This window comes from Roseburia amylophila, assembly GCF_025567465.1.
Lineage (GTDB): Bacteria > Bacillota > Clostridia > Lachnospirales > Lachnospiraceae > Roseburia_C > Roseburia_C amylophila.
This window is the reverse complement of sequence record NZ_JAOQKI010000002.1, coordinates 87,605-110,067: the sequence shown is the minus strand read 5'-3', so window position 1 is coordinate 110,067 and position 22,463 is coordinate 87,605. Positions and strand designations below refer to the sequence as shown.

General features: G+C 41.0%; 20 protein-coding genes. 17 read left to right on the top strand and 3 right to left on the bottom strand.

Annotated elements, in window-relative coordinates; translation table 11 throughout:
* Positions 1–130 precede the first annotated feature (130 nt).
* Together OCV43_RS01930 and OCV43_RS01925 are read left to right on the top strand one after the other, a co-directional pair.
* Complete coding sequence (locus tag OCV43_RS01930; RefSeq protein ID WP_117840515.1) at positions 131–808, top strand: GTP pyrophosphokinase; 678 nt, start codon at positions 131–133, stop codon at positions 806–808.
* A 38-nt stretch (positions 809–846) separates the two neighbouring features.
* The gene (locus OCV43_RS01925; RefSeq protein ID WP_022244432.1) at positions 847–981 is read left to right on the top strand and encodes a hypothetical protein; all 135 of its coding nucleotides are present in this window, start codon (positions 847–849) and stop codon (positions 979–981) included.
* Between the two features lie 66 nt (positions 982–1,047).
* On the opposite strand, the gene OCV43_RS01920 is transcribed toward OCV43_RS01925, so the two are convergent.
* Positions 1,048–1,671, bottom strand: a complete 624-nt coding sequence (locus tag OCV43_RS01920) for a chemotaxis protein CheC (RefSeq protein ID WP_262623270.1) — start codon at positions 1,669–1,671, stop codon at positions 1,048–1,050.
* A 372-nt stretch (positions 1,672–2,043) separates the two neighbouring features.
* On the opposite strand from OCV43_RS01920, the gene OCV43_RS01915 reads away from it, so the two are divergent.
* The 10 genes from OCV43_RS01915 to OCV43_RS01870 all read left to right on the top strand — a co-directional run bounded on the left by OCV43_RS01915 (position 2,044) and on the right by OCV43_RS01870 (position 12,787).
* The gene (locus tag OCV43_RS01915; RefSeq protein WP_262623269.1) at positions 2,044–2,859 is read left to right on the top strand and encodes an Rpn family recombination-promoting nuclease/putative transposase; all 816 of its coding nucleotides are present in this window, start codon (positions 2,044–2,046) and stop codon (positions 2,857–2,859) included.
* A 751-nt stretch (positions 2,860–3,610) separates the two neighbouring features.
* Complete coding sequence (locus OCV43_RS01910) at positions 3,611–6,259, top strand: valine--tRNA ligase (RefSeq protein ID WP_262623268.1); 2,649 nt, start codon at positions 3,611–3,613, stop codon at positions 6,257–6,259.
* Between the two features lie 127 nt (positions 6,260–6,386).
* Positions 6,387–7,676, top strand: coding sequence for a bifunctional folylpolyglutamate synthase/dihydrofolate synthase (locus tag OCV43_RS01905; RefSeq protein WP_022244428.1), 1,290 nt, complete (start codon positions 6,387–6,389; stop codon positions 7,674–7,676).
* Entirely contained in the window at positions 7,673–7,813 is a 141-nt protein-coding gene (locus tag OCV43_RS01900) for a hypothetical protein (RefSeq protein WP_022244427.1), read from the top strand. The genes OCV43_RS01905 and OCV43_RS01900 overlap by 4 nt, the downstream gene beginning before the upstream one ends.
* A gap of 22 nt (positions 7,814–7,835) precedes the next feature.
* Positions 7,836–9,218 carry a tetratricopeptide repeat protein gene (locus OCV43_RS01895; protein ID WP_262623267.1) on the top strand — a complete coding sequence of 461 codons (1,383 nt, stop codon included), beginning with the start codon at positions 7,836–7,838 and terminating at the stop codon, positions 9,216–9,218.
* A 210-nt stretch (positions 9,219–9,428) separates the two neighbouring features.
* Complete coding sequence (locus OCV43_RS01890; protein ID WP_022244425.1) at positions 9,429–9,749, top strand: STAS domain-containing protein; 321 nt, start codon at positions 9,429–9,431, stop codon at positions 9,747–9,749.
* A gap of 23 nt (positions 9,750–9,772) precedes the next feature.
* The gene (gene spoIIAB, locus OCV43_RS01885) at positions 9,773–10,204 is read left to right on the top strand and encodes an anti-sigma F factor (RefSeq protein WP_118056711.1); all 432 of its coding nucleotides are present in this window, start codon (positions 9,773–9,775) and stop codon (positions 10,202–10,204) included.
* 7 nt (positions 10,205–10,211) lie between these two features.
* On the top strand, positions 10,212–10,934 hold the full coding sequence (locus tag OCV43_RS01880; protein WP_118056454.1) for a SigF/SigG family RNA polymerase sporulation sigma factor: 723 nt from the start codon (positions 10,212–10,214) through the stop codon (positions 10,932–10,934).
* A gap of 116 nt (positions 10,935–11,050) precedes the next feature.
* Positions 11,051–11,995 carry a magnesium transporter CorA family protein gene (locus OCV43_RS01875; protein WP_022244422.1) on the top strand — a complete coding sequence of 315 codons (945 nt, stop codon included), beginning with the start codon at positions 11,051–11,053 and terminating at the stop codon, positions 11,993–11,995.
* 21 nt (positions 11,996–12,016) lie between these two features.
* The gene (locus OCV43_RS01870; RefSeq protein ID WP_242986066.1) at positions 12,017–12,787 is read left to right on the top strand and encodes an HAD family hydrolase; all 771 of its coding nucleotides are present in this window, start codon (positions 12,017–12,019) and stop codon (positions 12,785–12,787) included.
* Here OCV43_RS01870 and OCV43_RS01865 read toward each other — a convergent pair.
* Positions 12,750–13,631 (bottom strand): AraC family transcriptional regulator, encoded by an 882-nt coding sequence (locus OCV43_RS01865; RefSeq protein WP_117946466.1) that lies wholly within the window; start codon positions 13,629–13,631, stop codon positions 12,750–12,752. The genes OCV43_RS01870 and OCV43_RS01865 overlap by 38 nt on opposite strands.
* 171 nt (positions 13,632–13,802) lie before the next feature.
* Between OCV43_RS01865 and OCV43_RS01860 the strand changes: the two genes are divergently transcribed.
* Positions 13,803–16,058, top strand: a complete 2,256-nt coding sequence (locus tag OCV43_RS01860) for a glycogen/starch/alpha-glucan phosphorylase (RefSeq protein ID WP_022244419.1) — start codon at positions 13,803–13,805, stop codon at positions 16,056–16,058.
* 87 nt (positions 16,059–16,145) lie between these two features.
* Here OCV43_RS01860 and OCV43_RS01855 read toward each other — a convergent pair whose 3' ends face one another.
* Positions 16,146–17,069, bottom strand: coding sequence for a 30S ribosomal protein S1 (locus OCV43_RS01855; RefSeq protein WP_117697476.1), 924 nt, complete (start codon positions 17,067–17,069; stop codon positions 16,146–16,148).
* 688 nt (positions 17,070–17,757) lie between these two features.
* On the opposite strand from OCV43_RS01855, the gene OCV43_RS01850 reads away from it, so the two are divergent.
* The 4 genes from OCV43_RS01850 to OCV43_RS01835 all read left to right on the top strand — a co-directional run bounded on the left by OCV43_RS01850 (position 17,758) and on the right by OCV43_RS01835 (position 22,442).
* Positions 17,758–18,714 (top strand): tetratricopeptide repeat protein, encoded by a 957-nt coding sequence (locus tag OCV43_RS01850; RefSeq protein WP_227710220.1) that lies wholly within the window; start codon positions 17,758–17,760, stop codon positions 18,712–18,714.
* 65 nt (positions 18,715–18,779) lie between these two features.
* Positions 18,780–19,589: a Cof-type HAD-IIB family hydrolase gene (locus OCV43_RS01845; protein ID WP_262623266.1), complete on the top strand. Its 810-nt coding sequence runs from the start codon at positions 18,780–18,782 to the stop codon at positions 19,587–19,589.
* Between the two features lie 14 nt (positions 19,590–19,603).
* Positions 19,604–20,878, top strand: a complete 1,275-nt coding sequence (locus tag OCV43_RS01840; RefSeq protein WP_262623265.1) for a M18 family aminopeptidase — start codon at positions 19,604–19,606, stop codon at positions 20,876–20,878.
* 127 nt (positions 20,879–21,005) lie between these two features.
* Entirely contained in the window at positions 21,006–22,442 is a 1,437-nt protein-coding gene (locus OCV43_RS01835; protein WP_262623264.1) for a methyl-accepting chemotaxis protein, read from the top strand.
* The last annotated feature ends 21 nt before the right edge of the window (positions 22,443–22,463 follow it).

Sequence of the window (22,463 nt, the reverse complement as noted above, 5' to 3'; positions counted from 1 at the left end):
TTGAGCGAACTTCTTTTCTGCTAGACTTTGGTGAGCGCTGCGATAACTTTAGAAAAAATTAATAGTTGTTTCGGGTATTTTCTGATATGATAGAAAAGTAAGAAAAATAAACTTATGAGGAAAGTAAAAGATGAATCCATTAGATTTTAGCAGAATAAAAGACGAGGCACATCCGGAGGATTTTTTAAGTGAGATGAAACCCTTTGGGGATTTGATGATGTATTACCGGTGTGCCATGATGGAAGTGGAAACAAAGTTTAAGGTATTAAATGAGCAGTTTTCCACACAATATAACAGGAATCCGATTGAGTCCATAAAAACAAGACTGAAGAAACCGGCAAGTATTATTGAAAAAATCAAACGGAAGAATATTGGATTTTCCATGAAAGCAATTGAGGAGAATATGTTTGATATTGCGGGAGTGCGTGTCATCTGTTCTTTTCAGGAAGATATTTATACTATGGCAGATTTGCTGCTGCAGCAGGATGATATCATTTTGGTAGAGAAGAAAGATTATATTGCACATCCGAAGGATAACGGATACCGTAGTCTGCATCTGATTGTGGATGTGCCGATATTTTTATCGAACGAGAAGCGCCATATGAAAGTGGAGGTGCAGCTCCGAACCATTGCCATGGATTTCTGGGCGAGTCTTGAGCACAAGCTTCGCTATAAGAAACATATTAATAATTCAGAAGAAATAGCAGATAAATTAAAGCATGTTGCAGATGTAATTACAGAAATGGACTGCGAGATGCAGGATATCCGTCACATGATAGAATTTATAGACGATAATACAGAATCGTAGTATACTATAGATATCTGGCACAAGGAGGAGGTAATAAGATGACAGAGGGTGGACTTCTGATTTTCCTTGGAATTTTAATATTATTTGTAATAATTGTAGCTGTAATAGCGGTAGTAGCCGCAGTATCCGGGGCAGCAGCGGCAATTGCAGATGAGGACAAAGAAGAAGAGTAGAGAAAAAGAACGTTCCTGAATGGAAATTATTCCAGACGGGAACGTCCTTTTTTGTCTTTTACAATGTTATAAATCGATACCAAGTCCTTCAAAAAGCACTTTCATAGAGTCTATTTCAAGAATCAGAATCATGGCACTTTTAATCTGGGTATGGGCAAAACTTAACCGTTCATCAATAAAGAGAACCTGATAATCCAGTTTTGTAAATTCTTTTTCCGGGACAGCCAGAATTTCACCAATGGTACCAAGATGGTTCTGCGGTGGTTCAATATCAATAAAGGTATTTGTCATTTTTGCAATAGAATTTACATAAGCAGCAGTTGTGATGTTTGCCATTTCGCGCAATACGGATAAATCCATATCATTCAGTGAATCAATGGAATCGACATTTTTTTCATAAAAGGTGTTGATAAGCCGGCTGGTAAATTCTTTCTCCACAATCTGAAGCATAACACCATTCATATCACCTTTTACATTTACAGTCATACCAATAGCAGTTTTATCTGCCCCACCAAGATAATCTGCAACTTTGGTATAATCCATCAGGCAGATATTTGGCACTTCAATATCTACCGGTGTATTTAAGAGACCTGCCAGTGCAGTAGCAGCATTACCGGAACCGATGTTGCCAATTTCAGCTAGAACGCTTAAATGCATAGAATCCAGTTCTTTTAAATTTAGCATAGACATAAAAACTCTCCCTTTGTCATTACAGTATAAATTTTTCTCGTTTTTGTTTATTATAACATAGGATACAGGCAATGAGAATGGATTTTTATGGCATTTCGAAAGGAATTATAAAGAATTTTGAAGAGAATTTGAAGAATAAAAATTCTGCTTGTATTCTCCCTTTTTATTTGTTACAATCAGCACAAAGCATATATTCTATTTTTCGAATGGCAAAAGCCAATCTAAATTTCTGGTAACAATTCAATGAATTCTATGCTTTCAAATTCTAATTACAATTAACAAACGCATAGTGCATTGAATGGACGGAACATCAGAGGAAGAAATAGTGTATGCAATCCTGCTTTTCTATGTGCTATGGGAAAAGGAGGAAAAATGAAAACTTTAGAAGAACTGAATCTGGTGGATGACTTTCTGGTAAACAGCCTGACCAGCCACAAAGTTTATGGGGAACAGTCAGCAAGGTATATTTTGGAATGCATTCTGCACCGTCCGATTGGAAAGCTTACAGTGGTGCCGCAACGATTCTTCGGTGGAGAAAATACAGAAGCCCATGGTATCCGGCTGGACGTATATCTGGATGAAGAGAATGGAGAAATTTTTGATATTGAGCCGGACCAGAATGACGGAAAGGGAGATCTCGCAGCACTTCCCCGTAGAGCACGTTTTTATCATGCAAAGATCGATGCAGGAAATTTGCCGGCAGGCGAAGAATATGGAAAGCTTCGAAATGTAATTGTGATTTTTATCACAACCTATGACCCTTTTAGTGAGAACCGAATGGTATATACCATTAAGAATAGCTGTGTAGAAGTGCCGGAATTAGAGTATGAGGATGGTGCAAAGACCATATTCTTGTATACAAGAGGAAAAGAAGGAAACCCACCGGAAGAATTAAAGCAGCTGCTGCATTACATGGAGCATTCGTCCATAGAGAATGCTTCCACCGAAAGCCTGAAAAAGCTTCATCGGATGGTAACTGCAGTAAAGCGGGATGGAGAGGTAGGTCTTGCATATATGAAGAGTTTTGAGCGAGAAGCGAGAATCAGAAGAGAAGGTCAGACACAGGAAATCATAAGACTTGGTCGCAAATTCGGAAAATCAGAGGAAGAGATTTTGGCGTTATTGCAGGAAGAGTTACAGATAAGTGAAGAGTGGGCAAAAGAGTTGTTGGAAAAGTATACTTTATAAAACTCACCCTTGACAAAAGTGCCTGGCAAATTTAATATAATGCCTAGAGATAAAGGTAATGAGAAAGAGGAGTACATCGGTACGGTTCTAAGAGAGGACGGCTCATCGGCTGAAAGGTTGTCTGAATACGACAGATGGAAGGTAGCTTTCGAACCGGAAGACCTAGAAAGCCTGTAACCGGAATCATATAAAAAATTTCAACAAGGCATAAGTTTTCCCGACACTCCACGTTACGGAGAAGAGATATGCATAGATACTATGCATAACGAAGGTGGTACCGCGCTGATTCGCCCTTCTTATCCAGCTGGATAGGGAGGGCTTTTTTCTGCATGAGTATAGTATTTGTGGAAGATAGAATATTTATTTGAGGCATTTCAGTTATCTGAAAGATGTAGGACTTTATCTGACAGGAAATACTAGCTGCTCTAAGGTACATGTTTTTCTTGCTTGCAGGCTGTCTTTCCGTTACTTTGACAGGACGGCGGTACTGTCCGACAGAGGCGGATGCGGGACAGTGCTTGTAGACAGCTTATAGGAAACTAAAATAGCATCCGCATATTGGCGAACAGTGAAGCTGGCTTGTCAAATATTGGAAAGACAGCCTTTATAGCAAAAAGAAAAACATGTGCCTTTAGAACATCAGTATTTCCTATCAAAAGTCCTATACCTTTCAGATGACTGAAATGTCCACTAATAAAGATAGCACTTTTACAAATTACGAAACGTCCAATTTAAAAAAAGGAGAACAATTATGAGCAAAGAACTTGCAAAAACCTACGACCCAAAAGGGATTGAAGACCGACTTTATAAGAAATGGGAAAACAATGGATATTTCCATGCACAGGCTGACCGCAGCAAGAAACCGTTTACCATTGTAATGCCGCCGCCAAATATTACCGGACAGCTTCATATGGGACATGCATTGGATAATACCATGCAGGATATATTAATCCGTTACAAGAGAATGCAGGGATATAATGCATTATGGCAGCCGGGAACAGACCATGCAGCCATTGCAACAGAGGTAAAGGTTATTGATTCCTTAAAGAAGCAGGGAATTGACAAGAATGACCTCGGAAGAGAAGGCTTCTTAGAAAAATGCTGGGAGTGGAAGGATGAGTATGGCAGCCGCATCATCAACCAGTTAAAGAAAATGGGTTCTTCCGCGGACTGGAGTAGAGAACGTTTTACCATGGATAAAGGATGCTCTGATGCAGTTCTTGAAGTATTTATAAAATTATATGAAAAAGGTCTTATTTATAAAGGCTCCCGTATTGTAAACTGGTGTCCTGTCTGCAAGACATCTATTTCCGATGCCGAGGTAGAACATGAAGAACAGGATGGCTTCTTCTGGCATATCAATTATCCGGTAGTAGGAGAAGCGGGAAGATTCGTAGAAATCGCAACCACCCGTCCGGAGACTTTATTTGGTGATACTGCAGTAGCAGTAAATCCGGATGATGAACGTTATCAGGATATTATCGGAAAAATGTTAAAGCTTCCGATGACAGACCGTGAGATTCCGGTTATTGCAGACTCCTATGTAGATAAAGAATTTGGAACCGGATGTGTAAAGATTACACCGGCTCATGACCCGAACGACTTTGAAGTTGGAAAACGTCATAATCTGGAAGAAATCGTTGTTATCAATGATGATGCAACCATGAACAGCAAAGCCGGCAAATATGCGGGCATGGACAGATACGAATGCCGGAAAGCACTGGTAGAGGATTTAGAGAAGGAAGGACTTTTGGTAAAAGTTGTTCCGCATTCCCATAACGTAGGAACCCATGACCGCTGTGGCACAACCGTAGAGCCAATGATTAAACAGCAGTGGTTTGTAAAAATGGATGATTTAATCAAACCGGCAGTAGAAGGTGTAAAGAATGGAGATATCAAGCTCCTTCCAAAACGTATGGAGAAAACCTACTTTAACTGGACGGATAATATCCGTGACTGGTGTATTTCCAGACAGCTCTGGTGGGGACATCGTATTCCTGCATATTACTGTGATGAATGCGGAGAAATGGTAGTATCTAAGAATGCACCGGAGAAATGTCCGAAGTGCGGCTGCACCCATATGACACAGGATCCGGATACTCTGGATACCTGGTTCTCTTCTGCATTATGGCCATTCTCAACCTTAGGCTGGCCGGAGAAAACAGAAGACTTAGATTATTTCTATCCGAATGATGTATTAGTAACCGGATACGATATTATTTTCTTCTGGGTAATCCGTATGATTTTCTCAGGATATGAGCAGATGGGCAAAGCACCATTCCATACTGTATTATTCCATGGACTGGTTCGTGATTCCCAGGGCCGTAAGATGAGTAAATCTCTTGGAAATGGAATTGACCCGTTAGAGGTTATTGATAAATATGGTGCAGATGCCTTGAGACTGACACTGATTACCGGAAATGCACCGGGAAATGATATGCGTTTCTACTGGGAGCGTGTAGAAGCATCCCGTAACTTTGCCAATAAAGTGTGGAATGCATCCCGTTTCATTATGATGAACTTAGAGGGTATGGAAGTAACAAAGCCTGCAATTTCTGACCTGGCACCGGAAGATAAATGGATTCTTTCAGCAGTTAATACATTGACCAAAGAAGTAACAGAAAATATGGATAAATTCGAACTTGGTATTGCAGTACAGAAAGTATATGACTTTATCTGGGATGAATTCTGTGACTGGTATATCGAGATTGCCAAAGTTCGTACTTATAAGAAAGACGAGGATGCCAGGGCTGCCAACAGTGCACTCTGGACACTTCGTACTGTATTAGGACAGGCATTAAAATTATTACATCCATATATGCCATTTATCACAGAAGAAATCTACTGTACCTTAAATCCGCAGGAAGAGACCATTATGCTGGCTGACTGGCCGGTTTACAAAGAAGAGTGGAATTTCTCGGCAGAAGAAGAGATGCTTGCTCATGTAAAAGAGCTGGTAAAAGGCATCCGTAACTTAAGAACAGAGATGGATGTTCCACCATCCAGAAAGGCAAAGGTATTTATCGTATCTGAAGACAAAGCACTTTGTGAGACCTTCGAGAGCATGAAGAAAACATACCAGAATCTTATCAGTGCCAGCGAGATTGATGTCCAGTCCGATAAGGCAGGCATCGGAGAAGATGCAGTATCCGTAGTTATTCCGGGAGCTGTTGTATACATGCCGTTGGAAGACTTGGTAGATATGGAAAAAGAAAAAGAGCGTCTTTTGAAAGAAGAAGAGCGTCTTAAGAAAGAACTTGCCCGCTCCCACGGCATGTTAAATAATGAGAAGTTTGTAAGCAAGGCACCTGCTGCAAAGATTCAGGAAGAGAAAGATAAGCTTGCAAAATATGAGCAGATGATGGCTACCGTACAGGAGCGTCTGGCTCAGATGAAATAGTTACAAAAGTTAAAAGACAGGTATTGTCGATTCGCCGCAGTTTCTGCGGCGAAAACTTTTTATGGAAACAGGATAACCTCTTGAAAAAATTTTCCACTATATTATACTTAGAAAAGTGGTGACAAAAATGACTTATGAAGAGATTTGCAATTATATATATGAAATACCAAAGTTCACAAAGAAAAACAGTTTAGAGCATACGAAAGAAATGCTGCAGAGACTTTCTATCAGAGAGCATCAGTTTGAAATCATCCATGTGGCAGGAAGCAATGGCAAAGGAAGTGTCTGTGCATTTATCAATCAGGTGCTGGTGGAACATGGATGTGAAGTGGGACTCTTTACTTCTCCGCACCTTGTATGCATGGAAGAACGTTTCGTAATCAATGGCGAAAAGTGCAGTCAGGAAGAATTTGTAGAAAGCTTTGAGGCAGTGCAGAAGGTGGTAGAGCAGATGGAAGCAGAAGGACTGCCGCATCCAGCATTTTTTGAATATCTTTTTGCCATGGGCATGTATCTTTTTCAGAAGCGGAAAGTACATTATCTTATTTTAGAGACCGGACTTGGCGGAAGGTTAGATGCAACGAATGTATTTGAGGAACCGTTGCTTACGATTATTACATCTATCAGTCTCGAACATACACAGATTTTAGGAGATTCCATTGAAGCAATTGCAGGAGAAAAGGCAGGGATTATCAAAGAAGGCGTTCCTGTTATCTTTGATGGAAGTAATGAAACAGCGGCAGAAGTGATAAGGCAGACTGCAAGGGCAAAAAGAGCACCTTATTACTGTATTTCTTTAGAAAGTCTTAAAATTCATAAAATAACCGGGAAAACTATTGATTTTTGTTATACCAATGGGTATGATGTTGTTGATTTGAAAATCCCGTTTCCGGCAGAATATCAGATGATGAATGCGTCACTGGCATATCGGGCGTTATCTGTCCTTCAGGTGGAAACCGGAATTGGAAAAGCAGAGATTATCTCTGCAATGGAACATACCAGATGGATGGGCAGAATGCAGCAGGCAGAACCATTTATCTATTTTGACGGAGCACATAATGCAGATGGTATAGCCCACTTTGTGAAAAATGTGCAGAAGATTGCGGAAGAAAAGCCGGTTCTTCTTTTTTCCATGATGGAAGAGAAGAATCATAAAGAAGCAGTAAAAGTACTGTGCAAGGAAGTTTCGTGGGATAGTATTGTGCTGACCCGCATCCCGGACAGCCGTGGAATAGACCCATTGAAATTGCAGGATGAATTTATGGCAAACGACCGGGAAACAGTAGTAATAGAAGACTGTGCACAGGCATACAGATATGTAAAGGAATACAGGAAGGACAACCAGATGGTATTCTGTGCGGGTTCCCTGTATTTGATTGGAGAATTGGAAAAGATAGCAGGAGGAAATGAAGCATGATAGATTTTGAAGAAGAATTAAAGAAATTCAAACCAAGCCTGGAAGTAGAAGAGGCAGAGGAAGCTATTTACAATCAGGACTTAACGGATATGACAGACATTTTAAGAGAAATGATGAAAGAAGCAAGACGACAGTAGAATTCGTTAAGTGAGGTAAAGTATGAAATGTTATAATTGCGGAGCAGATCTGACAGGGGACAACCGTTGTCCGAACTGTGGAATTGACGTAAAAGTATATAAGAAAATTGTGATGACCTCTAATTATTATTATAATCAGGGATTAGAGCGAAGCAATGTCCGTGATTTATCCGGAGCGATTGAAAGTCTTAAGAAGAGTCTTCGGTTTGATAAGACGAACATTCAGGCAAGAAATCTCCTGGGACTGGTACTTTTTGAGACCGGTGAGGCGGTATCTGCCATGGGTGAATGGGTGATTAGTAAGAGCCTTCAGCCAAAGGATAATGATGCAGGACGTTATCTGGACGCTGTGCAGAAGAATCCGGCACAGTTAGAAACGGTAAATCAGACCATTAAGAAATACAATCAGGCATTGTTATATTGCAGACAGAATAGTACAGATCTTGCAATTATCCAGTTGAAGAAGGTATTGTCCTTAAACCCGAAACTGGTAAAGGGACATCAGCTGCTGGCTCTTTTGTACATGAAAGAGAATAAATTCGAGCAGGCAAAGAAGTCATTGCGGGCAGCTATGAAAATTGATTCCAGCAATACGATTACACTGCGTTACATGAAAGAGACCAATCAGATGCTGCGCAGTGCCAACAGCAGTAAGAAGAAAAAGAAAGAAGATGACCTTATTTCCTATAAGAGTGGAAATGACCTCATTATCCAGCCGACAAAATTCAAAGATACTTCAGGTTTTGCCACGATACTGACCATTTTGCTTGGGGTGGCAATTGGTGTTGCAGTCACCTGTTTCCTTGTAGTGCCAAGTGTAAGACAGAAGGCAAAGAGTGATGCCAATACATCAGTGATTCAGGCAAATGATACCATAACCACGAAGAATCAGCAGATTACCAATCTGGAAAATCAGATTGATGACCTGAACCAGCAGGTGTCTTCTGCAAAAAGCGATTCCGAGGAGACTTCCAATAAGATTAACAGCTATGACCAGCTGCTTTCAGCATATAAATCCTTCCAGGAGGGAGATATTACAGCAGCAGGAGATGCACTTTCCGGTGTGAAGGAAGAAAACCTTTCCGATACCGCAAAGGAAATTTATCAGAATATCAACGCAACTGTAAATGACCAGTATCTTCAGGTGACTTATGCAGACAGTTATCAGGCATACAGTAATTATAACTATGAAGAAGCGAAGACCGGATTTGAAAAGGTAGTAGAGATGGATGAGACATATCAGGATGGCAATGCGATTTATTATCTGGCACAGACCTACCGGAATCTGGGCGAGAATGAAAAAGCCATCGAATACTATCAGAAAGTGATTGATGGTTATCCGAATACGGAACGTGCAGCCAATTCTTCCCGCTATCTGGAAGAATTACAGAATGCAGAACAGTAACAGAATAAAGAAAAACAGTTTACAAAAGACGTCAGGCAGATTGCCGGGCGTCTTTTGTAGTTTACAGGAAATTGCTTTCCTGTAAACTACAAAACGCACCGCGAGGATGCACACTGCGGCGTATAAGGTAGATGTCGCAAGCGACCGCCGCAGGCGCGAGAATGTGCCAGGGCACATTCTTTTTACGTAATGTATATGGAGGATAGAAGAATGGAATTTAAGTATGAATTAGAAAATGGATGTCTTACCATCCGGGTGCCAAAGGAGTTGGATCATCATTGCGCCACACAGCTGCGGGCAGAGGCAGATTTACTGATTGATTCTTACCGGGTTAACAAACTGGTTTTTGATTTTGCCGGTACAGAATTTATGGACAGCTCAGGGATTGGCGTGGTAATCGGAAGGTGCCGGAACATGAATTACAGCGGCGGAAAAGTGGTGGCAGAGAATATGAATGAGCGGATCCGGAAAATTTTTGTGGTATCAGGTCTGCATAAACTGGTTCAGATGAAAGAAGGGGAGAAGAAGTAGGTATGAAAATGGAGGCTATAAATATGGGAAGAAGAAATAAGATGAAACTGGAATTTGAGGCATTATCCGTAAATGAAGGATTTGCCAGAGTAGCGGTAGCAGCATTTTGCGCCCAGATGAATCCCACACTGGATGAGTTAGAGGATATTAAAACTGCGGTATCGGAGGCGGTAACCAATGCCATTATCCATGGTTATGAAGAAAAGGAAGGAACGGTAGTGATGCAGTGCTGTCTTTCCGGAAGTACCGTACATATTACCGTAAAAGACAGCGGGAAGGGAATTGCTGATATTGAACGGGCAAAGGAGCCGTTTTTTACAACAAGGCCGGAGCTGGAGCGGTCCGGTATGGGCTTTTCTTTTATGGAGGCTTTCATGGATGAAGTAGAAGTACGGTCAAAGGTCGGAGAAGGAACTGTTATAAAAATGAAAAAAAATCTGGTGCGGGAAAGTTAAGTGGAGAATGGAACAGACAATTGCTTATATCAAACGGGCACACAAAGGGGATAAGCAGGCAAGAGATACGCTGGTGCTTGGAAATCAGGGGCTGGTCTGGAGTGTGGTACAAAGATTTTTAGGAAGAGGACATGATAAAGAAGAACTGTTTCAGATCGGATGCATTGGACTGATGAAGGCAGTGGATAAATTTGATGTAAGTTATGAGGTATGCTTTTCCACTTATGCAGTGCCGGTGATTATGGGAGAAATACGCCGCTTCTTAAGGGATGATGGCATGGTGAAGGTCAGCAGGAGCATGAAAGAAAAAGGCTATCTTATCAGCAATGCAAGAAAGGAACTGACAGACATGCTTGGAAGGGAGCCGGAGTTAAAGGAACTGGCAGAAAAAACCGGGCTTTCGGAGGAAGAGATTGTCCTTGCAGTGGAAGCCAATGGAGAAGTAGAATCCATTTACCAGAGCGTCTATCAGTCGGATGGCAGTGAAATCTATCTGTTGGACCGGTTAAAGGATAAGAAGAATGCGCAGGAAGAACTGGAAAATAAGCTTCTGATAGAAGAATTGCTGCAACAGTTATCCGGAAGGGAGCAGCAGCTGATTAAGATGCGTTATTTTGAAAATGCCACGCAAAGCCAGATTGCTGCAAAGCTTGGCACCAGTCAGGTACAGGTCAGCCGCATGGAGAAGAAAATATTACTGCAGATGAGAAAATACATGAGTCAGGGTTGACAAACAAAGGGGGTGGAAATATACTAAAAAAGGATTAAGCGAGATTCCCTTGTCAAAGTGTTCCGGCTTTGATGGGGTTTTTTTTTACAGGAAATGAAGAGAAAGGAAGTGGAAAGATGATTAAGTACTATTGCAGTGAACAGAACCGTATCACCGAAATTGAATCACCAGGGGAGGATTGCTGGATATCCCTTGTAAATCCAACAGAGGCAGAAGTCGCAGCAATGGTAAATCAGTATGGAATTGATGCAGATGCCATGCGTTCCGCACTGGATACGGACGAGCGCTCGCGTATTGAAACAGACGAGAATTATACCATGGTATTGGTTAATATCCCGAATATTGAAACCCATAATGATAAGGAACTTTATGATACCATTCCACTTTCTATTTTTGTGGTAAAAAAAGCAGTCATTACAGTAAGCCTTGAGAAGACTCCAATATTAGAAGCATTTGCTAATGGCACGGTGCGGGATTTTAATCCTGCCATGCGTTCCCGTTTTGTGCTTCAGATTTTGTATCGGACATCCTCTCTTTTCTTACAGTACTTAAGAAGTATTGACCGCCAGAGTGAAATTGTGGAAAACAAGCTGCACAAGTCCACACAGAACCGGGAGTTAATTGAACTTTTGAAATTGGAAAAGAGTCTGGTTTACTTTACGACAGCACTCCGCTCCAATGAGGTAGTACTGGAAAAATTATTTAAAAATGACAATATTAAAAAATATCAGGAAGATGAAGAACTTCTTGAGGATGTTATTGTTGAAAACAAGCAGGCAATTGAGATGGCAAATATTTACAGCGGCATTTTGAGTGGAATGATGGATGCTTTTGCATCAGTTATTTCCAACAATCTGAATGTGGTAATGAAGGTGCTTGCCATAATTACAGCTGTACTTTCTGTTCCGACTATGATATTCTCAGCGTATGGCATGAATGTGGCTGCAAAGGGAATGCCATTTGCAGAGAGTCCGTATGGATTTCTTATTATCGTATTAATCGCAGTGGTATGCAGTCTCATTGTTGCATTAATCTTTGCTAAGACAAAGATGTTTAAATAAAAGTAGGAGATGGAAGGTAATATGTACGACAATTATGTGTTTGATCTGTATGGAACACTGGTAGATATCCACACAGAGGAAAACGATGCCAAGGTATGGGAAAAACTGAGTCTGTTTTACGGATTTCATGGAGCTTTATATGACCCGCAGGAATTACAGGAATCTTATCTGGCATTGATTCAAAGCAAAGAGACAGATTTAAAGGGAGAGTTGGAAAAGGAACCACACTATGCCCATGAGGCATTTCCGGAGATTCGTATTGAAGAAGTATTCAAAGAGCTTTATGCGAAGAAGGGGATAAAGGCTGATGATGCGCTGGCCGTTCATACCGGACAGTTCTTCCGGGTACTGACCATGGAGTATGTGCGGATTTATGATGGCGTAAGAGAATTATTAAAAGCATTGAAAAAATGTGGTAAAAAGGTATATCTTTTATCCAATGCCCAGAGAATCTTTACGGAATATGAGATGAATTATTTGGATATTACAAAATATTTTGACGATATTTTAATTTCATCCGATTATGGAACCAAGAAACCGGACATCCGTTTTTTTGAACAACTGATAGAAAAGTATCATCTGGATGTGAAGAAAACACTGATGATAGGAAATGATGTACGCTGTGACATCAACGGGGCCAAAGAGGCAGGTCTTGACACTTTTTACATTCATTCGAATATTTCTCCAAAAGATGACAAAAAGCCGGACAGTACCTATTACCTGCCTGCAATGGATATGAAAAAAGTAAAAGAACTTATCCTGCAAAACGCTTCCGGTACTCACGGGGTGTAACATAAAAGCGTTTCTTAAACAGCCGGTTGAAGTAAGAGAGGTTGTCAAAGCCTACTTCAGCGGCAATGTCTAATATAGAAGCTTCAGACGAAATAAGCAGCCGGCTGGCCATGGTCAGCCGGTAATCATTTAAATATTCTGTAAAAGTAGTTCCCATGGTATTTTTGAAAAACTTCATAAAATGAGACTGGCTTAAGTCCAGCGCATCTGCCATTTCTTCAATGGAAATTTTACTGGCATAATTTGTCTCAATATATTTAATGATGCGTTTCATCTTTTCCAGGGATTTCTGGTTCTTGCGGGAGGCACTTGTTTCGCAGCAGTTAGAAATCAGAATGGAAAAGAGCAGGAAAAGCTGTCCTTTAATTACAAGCTGGAAGGCCGGGGGATTGGTCCTGCAGACTTCATCCGCAGCATTGATACAGCCGGCAACCTCGTTATAGAATGGCATACCCGGTGTAAAATGTGTGGTAAGCCGCAGTGTGCCGTCTAAAAGCGGTGTAAAGTAGCGGCTGTTACAGATGTCTGTCTGTTTGGCAAGGAGCATTTCCAGTTTAAAAATAATATTAATATATTCCATTTTGTAATCGAGATACTGTTCAATGGAATGAACCTGTCCCGGAAGAATCAGAAGAATACTTCCTTCCTGAACCGGGTATTCTTCCAAATCTACGGTAATCAGTCCGCAGCCTTTTTTGATGTAGATAATTTCCGTTTCATCATGCCAGTGGGCAGGCACCCGCTCAAAATCTAAGGGAATTGAACAGGGATAGGTGATATATGGGAAACTTTCTGAACCATGTGATTTCTTTTCCTGGTAATTTTCATATTCGAGAATATTCATGGGAAACGCCTTTCGTCAAAATGTACAAAAAAGTGATTTTTTCTAAAATCACCGAAATATGATAGTATTGTACCACTTTTGACCGGTATATTACAAGAAAATGTAAAAGAAATGTTAGATAATGCATACATAAGAGAACGAACTGAATTCAAATTTTACGGAGGGTCAAAAATGAATTTACAGGAAATCGTAACAAAGAAATATAACAAGGGAATTGCTGATTGCTCTAATGAAGAATTATACTTCGCATTATTAGAGATGACAAAAGCAATGGCTGAGAAGAAAGAAAACCACAACGGAAAGAAAAAATTATATTATATTTCCGCAGAGTTCTTAATTGGAAAACTTCTCTCCAACAACCTGATTAATTTAGGTGTATATGATGAAGTGAGAGATGTACTTGCAGCAAATGGCAAAGACATCTGTGCAATTGAAGAGGTTGAGCCGGAACCATCACTTGGTAACGGTGGTCTTGGAAGACTTGCAGCATGCTTCCTTGATTCTATTGCAACATTAGGATTAAACGGTGATGGAGTTGGACTTAACTATCATTACGGATTATTCAAACAGGTATTTGAAAACAACCTTCAGAAAGAAACCAAGAATCCTTGGATTCAGGATGAAAGCTGGCTGACAAAGACAGATAAGAGCTATCAGGTACAGTTTGGTGGATTTAATGTAACTTCAAAATTATATGATATTGATGTTACCGGATATGAAAACACAACCAACAAGCTTCATTTATTCGATATCGAAACAGTAGATGAGAGCATCGTTGGGGATGGAATTGACTTTGACAAAGAGGATATCAAGAAAAACCTGACATTATTCTTATATCCGGATGACAGCGATGACAAGGGACGTCTCCTTCGTGTTTACCAGCAGTACTTCATGGTAAGCAACGCTGCACAGTTAATCTTAGATGAGGCAGTAGAAAGAGGATGTAACTTACATGATCTTGCTGATTATGCAGTAATCCAGATTAATGATACCCATCCATCTATGGTAATCCCGGAGATGATTCGTCTGTTAATGGAAAGAGGAATCGGCATGGACGAGGCTATTGCAATCGTTTCCAAGTGTTGTGCATATACCAATCACACCATCTTAGCAGAAGCATTAGAGAAATGGCCAATCTCTTTCTTAGAGAAAGTTGTTCCACAGTTAATGCCAATCATCTACGAATTAAACAACCGTGTAGTTGCTAAATATGATGACAAGTCTGTATACATCATTGATGATGAAAAACGTGTACACATGGCTCATATGGATATCCACTACGGATTCAGCGTAAATGGTGTTGCATACCTTCATACAGAAATCTTAAAAGATTCTGAGTTAAATAACTTCTACAAGATTTATCCTGAGAAGTTCAATAACAAGACAAACGGTATCACATTCCGTCGTTGGTTATTACACTGTGATAAGGGATTGACATCCTTAATCGAAGAACTGATTGGACCAGGATTCAAGAAAGATGCAATGGAACTGGAAAAATTAGGACAGTTCGTAAATGATGATGCAGTATTAGATAAATTACTTGCAATCAAGACTGAGAACAAAGTTGTTCTTAAGAACTACTTAAAGGCAACACAGAACATCGACTTAGATGAGAACTCAGTATTTGATATTCAGATTAAGAGATTACATGAGTACAAGAGACAGCAGATGAATGCACTCTATGTAATTAACAAATATTTTGAAATCAAAGCAGGAAAGAAACCGGCAAGAAAGATTACTGCAATCTTTGGTGCAAAGGCAGCTCCGGCTTACATCATTGCAAAAGACATTATCCATTTAATTCTCTGCTTACAGCAGTTAATTGCAAATGACCCGGAAGTAAGTCCGTACTTACAGGTTGTTATGGTAGAGAACTACAATGTTACTTTAGCTGAGAAATTAATCCCGGCAGCAGATATCCATGAGCAGATTTCCTTAGCTTCTAAAGAGGCATCCGGAACATCTAACATGAAGTTCATGTTAAATGGTGCAGTAGCAATCGGAACCATGGACGGAGCAAACGTAGAAATGCATCAGTTAGTAGGAGATGATAACATCTACATCTTTGGAGAGTCTTCTGACGAAGTAATTGAGCATTACGCAAAAGCTGATTATGTATCACGCAAGTATTATGATAATGATGCAGATATCAAACGTGCAATCGACTTCATCGTAAGTGATGAAATGAAAGCAATCGGAAATGCAGAGAACTTAGAGAGACTTTTCAATGAGTTAATCAACAAAGACTGGTTCATGACTCTTCCGGATTTCGAATCTTATCGTGCAAAGAAAGATGAAATGCTTGCAGATTATGAAGATAGAAAAGCATGGGCAAAAATGATGCTGACAAACATCAGCAAAGCCGGCTTCTTCTCATCTGACCGTACAATTGAGCAGTACAACAAAGATATTTGGAAATTAGACTAAATTTTGATAAAAGTATTCTCCAACCTTTAAAAACAATGAGGGACAGATAGAAATATCTGTCCCTTGTTGCGTTTTATGAAATACGACTTAGAGCTTCAATCCCTTTAACAGTGCGCCAAGGCTGGTAGAAGCACTTTCATCAGAGGTGTAGGCGGATAAGTCTTCTTTTTCTTCTACAGAAGTATCTACCATTTCTTCTTCCAATGCACGCATGCTTAAGCTGATTTTGCCATCGTTGGTATTTAAAAGCTTGGCTTTTACATGCTGTCCTTCCTTTAATACTTCGGAAGGCTTATTGATACGGCGTTCACAAATCTGGGAAATGTGGACAAGTCCCGTAAGTCCGTCCCCAAGGTTGATAAATGCACCATATGGCATCAGGCTTTCCACGGTTCCTTCTACAATACTGCCCGGAACTAACATGGCAATCTTGTGATTCCTCTCTTCTGCTTCTTTTTCAAGAGCAACGGATTTACCGGAGAGCACCAGACGGTCATCTTCCTCATCGACAGTAATGACACGGACTTCTAATTCTTTGCCAACATAGCTTTCGGTATCTTCTACATAGGCTGTGGTAATCTGTGAAGCCGGAATAAATCCGCGAATGCCATAAAGGTATGCAACCACACCGGCTTTTACCGCCTCACTGACCTTTACGGTAACAATGGTTTCGTTTTCCAACAGCTCTTTTAACTTATCCCAGGCAAGCACTTCGTTGGCTTCTTTCATGGAAAGTAAAATGTTGCCTTCTCCATCATCCCGGCGGATGACCGTTGCTTCTAAGACATCTCCCGGATGAATGTGCTCGTCAATGACAAAGGAGGGGTCGTTGCTGACTTCATCTGCTTTGATGATTCCCGGGGCATAATACTTTAAGTCCAATGTGATGGCGTCTTCATCCACAGAGATAACGGTTCCGGTTAAGATGTCTCCTTCGTTGATTTTCCGGAAGGAAGCCTCAAGCTCTGCTTCAAAGTCCTGCATGGTTTCTTTTGCTTCGTTTTCTGACATAGTAAAACCTCTTTTCTTATCTGATTCTGGTTAGGCGATTGCGAAAGGGGACAGGAGCTGCCGGTAAAGAAGTTTTGCGGTATTCCAAGACACTGTTTTTCGGATGATGAAATACCACCGTTCTAAGTGGTTCGTTTTTCTTTTTACGATAAAAACAGTCTTTTCCATGTTTGAGCAGAATCGGGACACTGTCCGTCAAAGTACGGATGCCTGATAAGGGCTGTTAGGGGCACCCGGAATTTCATCTGGCAGCAGGCAACGCTGGTACAGGGATGTACCAGCGAGGCACAATTGAACATGGATGTGAATTTGTGCCGGTTGCCAGATGAAAGAAAAAGTATGCCGAAATTCCCAGTGCCCCTTGCAGACATTATGTGGCATCCGCCCTTGATGGACAGTGCCCCGATTCTGTCAAAGCAAGTGAAAAGATAGTTTATAATCAAGAAAAATAAACCACTAAGAACGGTTGGCATTTCACATCAAAGAAAATCAGATTCCCTTGGAATGCCGCAAAATTTTTTTGCCGGAATCCTTTCTGTCCCGCTTCGCAATCGCCTAACCATATGCATGAGAATAACTCATGATTTTTCTTGCAGTGTATCACAGGAAACGAAGAAAAACAAGCCGGGGCGAGGTTGAAAGAAGAGTCTTAATTTGCTATACTAAAGCGGATGAAAGCGAGGCAATTATGAAGAAAATAAAATATATGGCAGTTGTACTTGCCACAGGACTACTGTTGGCCGGCTGTGAGGAGGATGAGACACAGAATAATAAAGATGCATATCGGCAGATAGGCATCAACTGTATGCAGGAGGGTGACTATGAGGGCGCCATTGATGCATTTCAGAATGCACTGGACCAGTCGCTGGCAGTTGTGGGAGAAGAAGAAATAGATACCTGTTATTATAAAGCAGCAGCACAGTATGCCGCAGGAAAGAAAGAGGATGCCATTGAGACCTATCAGGCATTAATCAATTATGACAAGAAAAATGCCCAGGCATATTTCCTGTTAGGAGAACTGTACCGGAAAGAAAATGACATGGATAAAGCAAAAGAAAATTTTAATCTGGCAGCACAGTATGCCGGCAGTGACTATGAAATGTATATTGCTTTGTACCAGGAGTGTTATGCCGCAGGAATGCAGACCGAAGGTCAGGAGTATCTGAAAAAAGGTATTGAAGCAGGTGGTAAATCAGCGGAGGACTATGCCCAGAGAGGCAGAATTTATCTATTACTGGGAGATTATGATAATGCGGAAACAGAGCTTACGACAGCCATTAATAAAAAGAGCACGGAAGCTTCTTTGTATATGGCACAGCTCTATGAAGTGAAAGGCGAAGATGAGAAGGCAGCCGGATTATATAAAGAATATATCGATGAAAATCAGGATAATCCGACAGCATTGGTCTGTCTGGGAGGAATGGAATTAGAAAAAGGTAATTATGACAGTGCAATAAACTATCTTAAGATGGCACTGGATTTAGATGCAGGCTCACAGAAGCAGGAGGCGCAGCGTAATCTGATACTGGCATATGAACAGAGCGGAGATTTCGCATCTGCAAAAAGCGAGATGGAGGATTATACAAAGAATTATCCGAATGACGAAGAAGCTGCCCGGGAATACTTGTTTTTGATGACACGTTAAGCAAAAAGGGCAAAATGTATGGGACAGGAAAACGAGGGAAAAAGGCAGAGAGGAACAATACGAAAATGAGCGAAACCTATGAGATTATCGTGCTGGATTTAGATGGCACCTTAACCAATTCAAAGAAAGTCATTACACCAAAGACGAAAGACGCACTGATGCGGATTCAAAAAGAAGGGAAAAAAGTAGTGCTGGCATCCGGCCGTCCTACCGGGGGCATCGTAAAGCTGGCAGACGAACTGGATTTGAAGAGCTATGGCGGATTTGTACTGGCATTTAATGGTGGAAAGATTATTAATTATGAGACCGGAGAGATTGTATACAATAAGACAATACCGGTAGAACTGGTGCCGGCAGTGTATGAGCAGGCATGCAGACTGGGTGTGGGCGTGCTTACTTATAAAGGAAATACCATCATCCATGGAAACGGAGTGAATGAATACAGCAGTATCGAGGCAAAAATTAACGGAATGCCGATGGAAGAGGTAGATAATTTCGCAGAATATGTAGATTATCCGGTAAATAAATTCCTGATGACAGGAGAACCGGAAAAGATTGCAAAAGCACAGGATGTGATGCGGCAGACCTTTGGAGAACAATTAAACATTTTCCGCTCAGAACCGTTTTTCTTAGAAATTGTTCCACCATCCATTGATAAGGCTTATTCTCTTGGAAAACTGTTAGAATATCTGGGAGAAAAGAAGGAGCAGATGATCTGCTGTGGAGATGGCTTTAATGACAAGTCTATGATTGCATTTGCCGGGCTTGGTGTGGCAATGGCAAACGCACAGCCGGAGGTAAAAGAGGTCGCAGATTATATTACCACTTCCAATGATGAAGACGGAGTGGCGCTTGTAATAGACAAATTCATGTAAGGAAGGCGTATGGCATGCAGAAAATAACAGAACTATTGTCAAAGGGAAAATCACCATATCATGTAACAGAATGGACAGGAAAGCAGTTACAGGAGGCAGGGTATGAAGAATTAAAGCTGCAGGAATCCTGGCGGCTTCATGCAGGCGGTAAATACTATGTAAGACCGTATTCCGGTATGGTAGCAGCATTCGCTGTTCCGGAACAGCTGGACAGAAAGACGGCACTCCGCCTGATGCTGGCCCATACAGATTTTCCATGTTTTAAAATAAAACCGAATCCTGAAGTGAAGACGAAGGATTACAGGCAGTTAAATGTGGAGCCATATGGCGGTATGCTCAAAAATACATGGTTTGACCGTCCACTTGGAATTTATGGGAAAGTGGTATTAGAATCGGAACATCCATTTGCACCGGAAGTAAAGCTTTTCGGAAGTGAGGAACCGGCAGCAGTGATTCCGTCATTAGCACCACACCTGAACCGTGAGGCAGGCGGAAAACAGGAATATGATATGCAAAGAGAACTGCTTCCACTGCTTGGAATAGAGCAGGACGGAGACGTTACAGAGAATTTTTTCACGGATTACTTAAAAGAACAGTTTGGGGCAGAGGCAAATAAGGTTTTAAGCTATGATTTATTCCTTACCAATATGGATGAACCGGAATTAATAGGAAGTGATAAGAAGCTTCTTTCTTCTCCGAGAATCGATAATCTGGCATCGGTAGCAGCAATTCTGGAGACAATGTGTGAAAAAACGACCGGAGATTCACTGGTTGTGGCAGGATTATTTGATAATGAGGAAATCGGCAGCCGCTCCAAGCAGGGAGCAGACAGCAGTCTTCTTAAGGATATCATAATGAAGATTGGTGCAGCCTTTGGAATGGCAGAAACAGAGGTAAATGATATGCTCCGGGGAGGCTTTCTCTTGTCTATAGACGGAGCTCATGCCGTACACCCGAATTACACAAATAAATCAGATATTACGAATGATGTGATATTGGGAAAAGGAATTACCGTAAAGACTTCTGCCAGCCAGCGGTATCTTTCTGACAGTGAGGCAACAGCGGTGGTGATGCAGCTTTGTAAAAAGACAGATATTCCATATCAGGTGCAGGTAAACCGTTCCGGCATGCCGGGTGGACAGACCCTTGGACCGATTGTGGTTTCCTATCTGCCGATGCAGGGAGCGGATATTGGAATTCCGATGCTTGCCATGCATTCTGCAAGAGAACTGGCAGATATGAGAGATTATCAGGCATTGGTAATGTTTTTGAAAATATTTTCTGCATAAAGAAATTGCAAAAAAAGTTGAATTTTTTGGAAAAATATCACAAAATGTCGTTGACAATCGGTAAGATTCAGTACAAAATTAGTAGTATAGCGTAATGCACAGAAAGTGCATTGATTGGAGGAAATATATGGCATTGGGAAAGAATAAAAAAATTATAAATCTGGTTCAGTCAATCAGTGAGATGAAAGAAGAGAATTATGCTGCAGGTTCACCGGAACTGCAGAATATGTATGAACGCATGAGCGCTGGCAGACGTCAGCTTGCACAGGTATATGGGGAAGATATGCAGGCAGTTATGACAATGAGTGCCTTAGGCCTGAAAGTTGGACATGATACCGTAAAGATGACAACGACAGCAGAGGATGTCAATACAGCAACAAAGGCAATCCATGATGCAGCAGCAGAAACATCCAGTATTGCAGAGGAAGTAAGAAATGCCCATGAGGGTCTGACCAATACAATTGTTGATGTATCAGAGAAAACTACTGATATTTATAAGAAGATAGAGAATGGCCAGGAAGAACTGACAGCTATCCGGGATTTATCCAAAGATGCAATCTCAGAATCCACAGAAATGAAGAAGAATATGGATGCATTGATGGATGTTATCAATCATATGAATGAAGTCATTGAAGGTATCAATGCAATTTCCGAACAGACCAACCTGCTGGCATTGAACGCATCAATCGAGGCAGCAAGAGCAGGAGAAGCAGGAAAGGGATTTGCCGTTGTAGCGGAAGAAATCCGTCAGCTGGCAGAGGGAACCAAACAGTTAACCGGAAATATGGGTGAATTCGTAGAAGGAATCCGCGATGCTTCTGAGAAGAGTTCTAAGAGTGTGGATGTTGCAATTACATCTCTTGACAATATTGATCAGAAGATTAATGCTGTATGGAATATTAATGACGAGAACAAGAAAAATGTTGGAACCATCAGCGAATCGATTGGTTCCCTTGCTGGTATCAGTGAAGAAATCAGCAGCTCCATGAATGTGCTGGAAACCCAGGTGTCCTGTATTGAAGACCAGTGCGGTAATCTCAGCAATGATGCAGAATTGCTGACCGTTATAAATGGAAATTTAAAAGGTTCGGTAGAACCATTAACCCAGGTTGAAACGGGTATGGATAATGTGGCGAAGGTTATAGGAGAAATGAGCCGTGATGCATTTTACCGTATGGATAATGCAGTTTTTGATGCTTATGTACAAAAAGCAATGGAAGCACATAGGGCATGGCTTGAGACTTTACATACCATGGTAACTGAGAAGAATGTCCTTACGTTACAATTTGATGATACAAAATGCGGCTTTGGTCATTTTTACTATTCCATGCATCCGGAAAATCCGGCAATTGCACCGGTCTGGAATGCACTGGCAGAGAAACACAGAAGATTCCATGGATATGGAAAAGAAGTGCAGCAGGCACTGTTTGATGAGAACGCGGAAAAAGCAGAAGAAATTTATCTGGAAGCAGAGAAATGCTCAAATGAATTACAGAATGATTTTGCTGCAATTTTAAATATTTCTGCAGGATTATCCCAGAACGGACAGAGTGTGTTTGCATAAACAGAAAGTAAGAAAAGGATA

Excerpts from the sequence above, each read along its gene's own strand:
- OCV43_RS01840 (WP_262623265.1), top strand. The coding sequence starts at position 19,604 with ATGCAGAAAATAACAGAACTATTGTCAAAGGGAAAATCACCATATCAT.
- OCV43_RS01850 (WP_227710220.1), top strand. The coding sequence starts at position 17,758 with ATGAAGAAAATAAAATATATGGCAGTTGTACTTGCCACAGGACTACTG.
- OCV43_RS01920 (WP_262623270.1), bottom strand. The coding sequence starts at position 1,671 with ATGTCTATGCTAAATTTAAAAGAACTGGATTCTATGCATTTAAGCGTT.
- OCV43_RS01845 (WP_262623266.1), top strand. The coding sequence starts at position 18,780 with ATGAGCGAAACCTATGAGATTATCGTGCTGGATTTAGATGGCACCTTA.
- OCV43_RS01905 (WP_022244428.1), top strand. The coding sequence starts at position 6,387 with ATGACTTATGAAGAGATTTGCAATTATATATATGAAATACCAAAGTTC.
- OCV43_RS01880 (WP_118056454.1), top strand. The coding sequence starts at position 10,212 with ATGGAACAGACAATTGCTTATATCAAACGGGCACACAAAGGGGATAAG.
- OCV43_RS01835 (WP_262623264.1), top strand. The coding sequence starts at position 21,006 with ATGGCATTGGGAAAGAATAAAAAAATTATAAATCTGGTTCAGTCAATC.
- OCV43_RS01890 (WP_022244425.1), top strand. The coding sequence starts at position 9,429 with ATGGAATTTAAGTATGAATTAGAAAATGGATGTCTTACCATCCGGGTG.
- OCV43_RS01915 (WP_262623269.1), top strand. The coding sequence starts at position 2,044 with ATGAAAACTTTAGAAGAACTGAATCTGGTGGATGACTTTCTGGTAAAC.
- OCV43_RS01865 (WP_117946466.1), bottom strand. The coding sequence starts at position 13,631 with ATGAATATTCTCGAATATGAAAATTACCAGGAAAAGAAATCACATGGT.
- OCV43_RS01925 (WP_022244432.1), top strand. The coding sequence starts at position 847 with ATGACAGAGGGTGGACTTCTGATTTTCCTTGGAATTTTAATATTATTT.
- OCV43_RS01930 (WP_117840515.1), top strand. The coding sequence starts at position 131 with ATGAATCCATTAGATTTTAGCAGAATAAAAGACGAGGCACATCCGGAG.
- spoIIAB (WP_118056711.1), top strand. The coding sequence starts at position 9,773 with ATGGGAAGAAGAAATAAGATGAAACTGGAATTTGAGGCATTATCCGTA.
- OCV43_RS01910 (WP_262623268.1), top strand. The coding sequence starts at position 3,611 with ATGAGCAAAGAACTTGCAAAAACCTACGACCCAAAAGGGATTGAAGAC.
- OCV43_RS01895 (WP_262623267.1), top strand. The coding sequence starts at position 7,836 with ATGAAATGTTATAATTGCGGAGCAGATCTGACAGGGGACAACCGTTGT.
- OCV43_RS01870 (WP_242986066.1), top strand. The coding sequence starts at position 12,017 with ATGTACGACAATTATGTGTTTGATCTGTATGGAACACTGGTAGATATC.
- OCV43_RS01875 (WP_022244422.1), top strand. The coding sequence starts at position 11,051 with ATGATTAAGTACTATTGCAGTGAACAGAACCGTATCACCGAAATTGAA.
- OCV43_RS01855 (WP_117697476.1), bottom strand. The coding sequence starts at position 17,069 with ATGTCAGAAAACGAAGCAAAAGAAACCATGCAGGACTTTGAAGCAGAG.
- OCV43_RS01860 (WP_022244419.1), top strand. The coding sequence starts at position 13,803 with ATGAATTTACAGGAAATCGTAACAAAGAAATATAACAAGGGAATTGCT.
- OCV43_RS01900 (WP_022244427.1), top strand. The coding sequence starts at position 7,673 with ATGATAGATTTTGAAGAAGAATTAAAGAAATTCAAACCAAGCCTGGAA.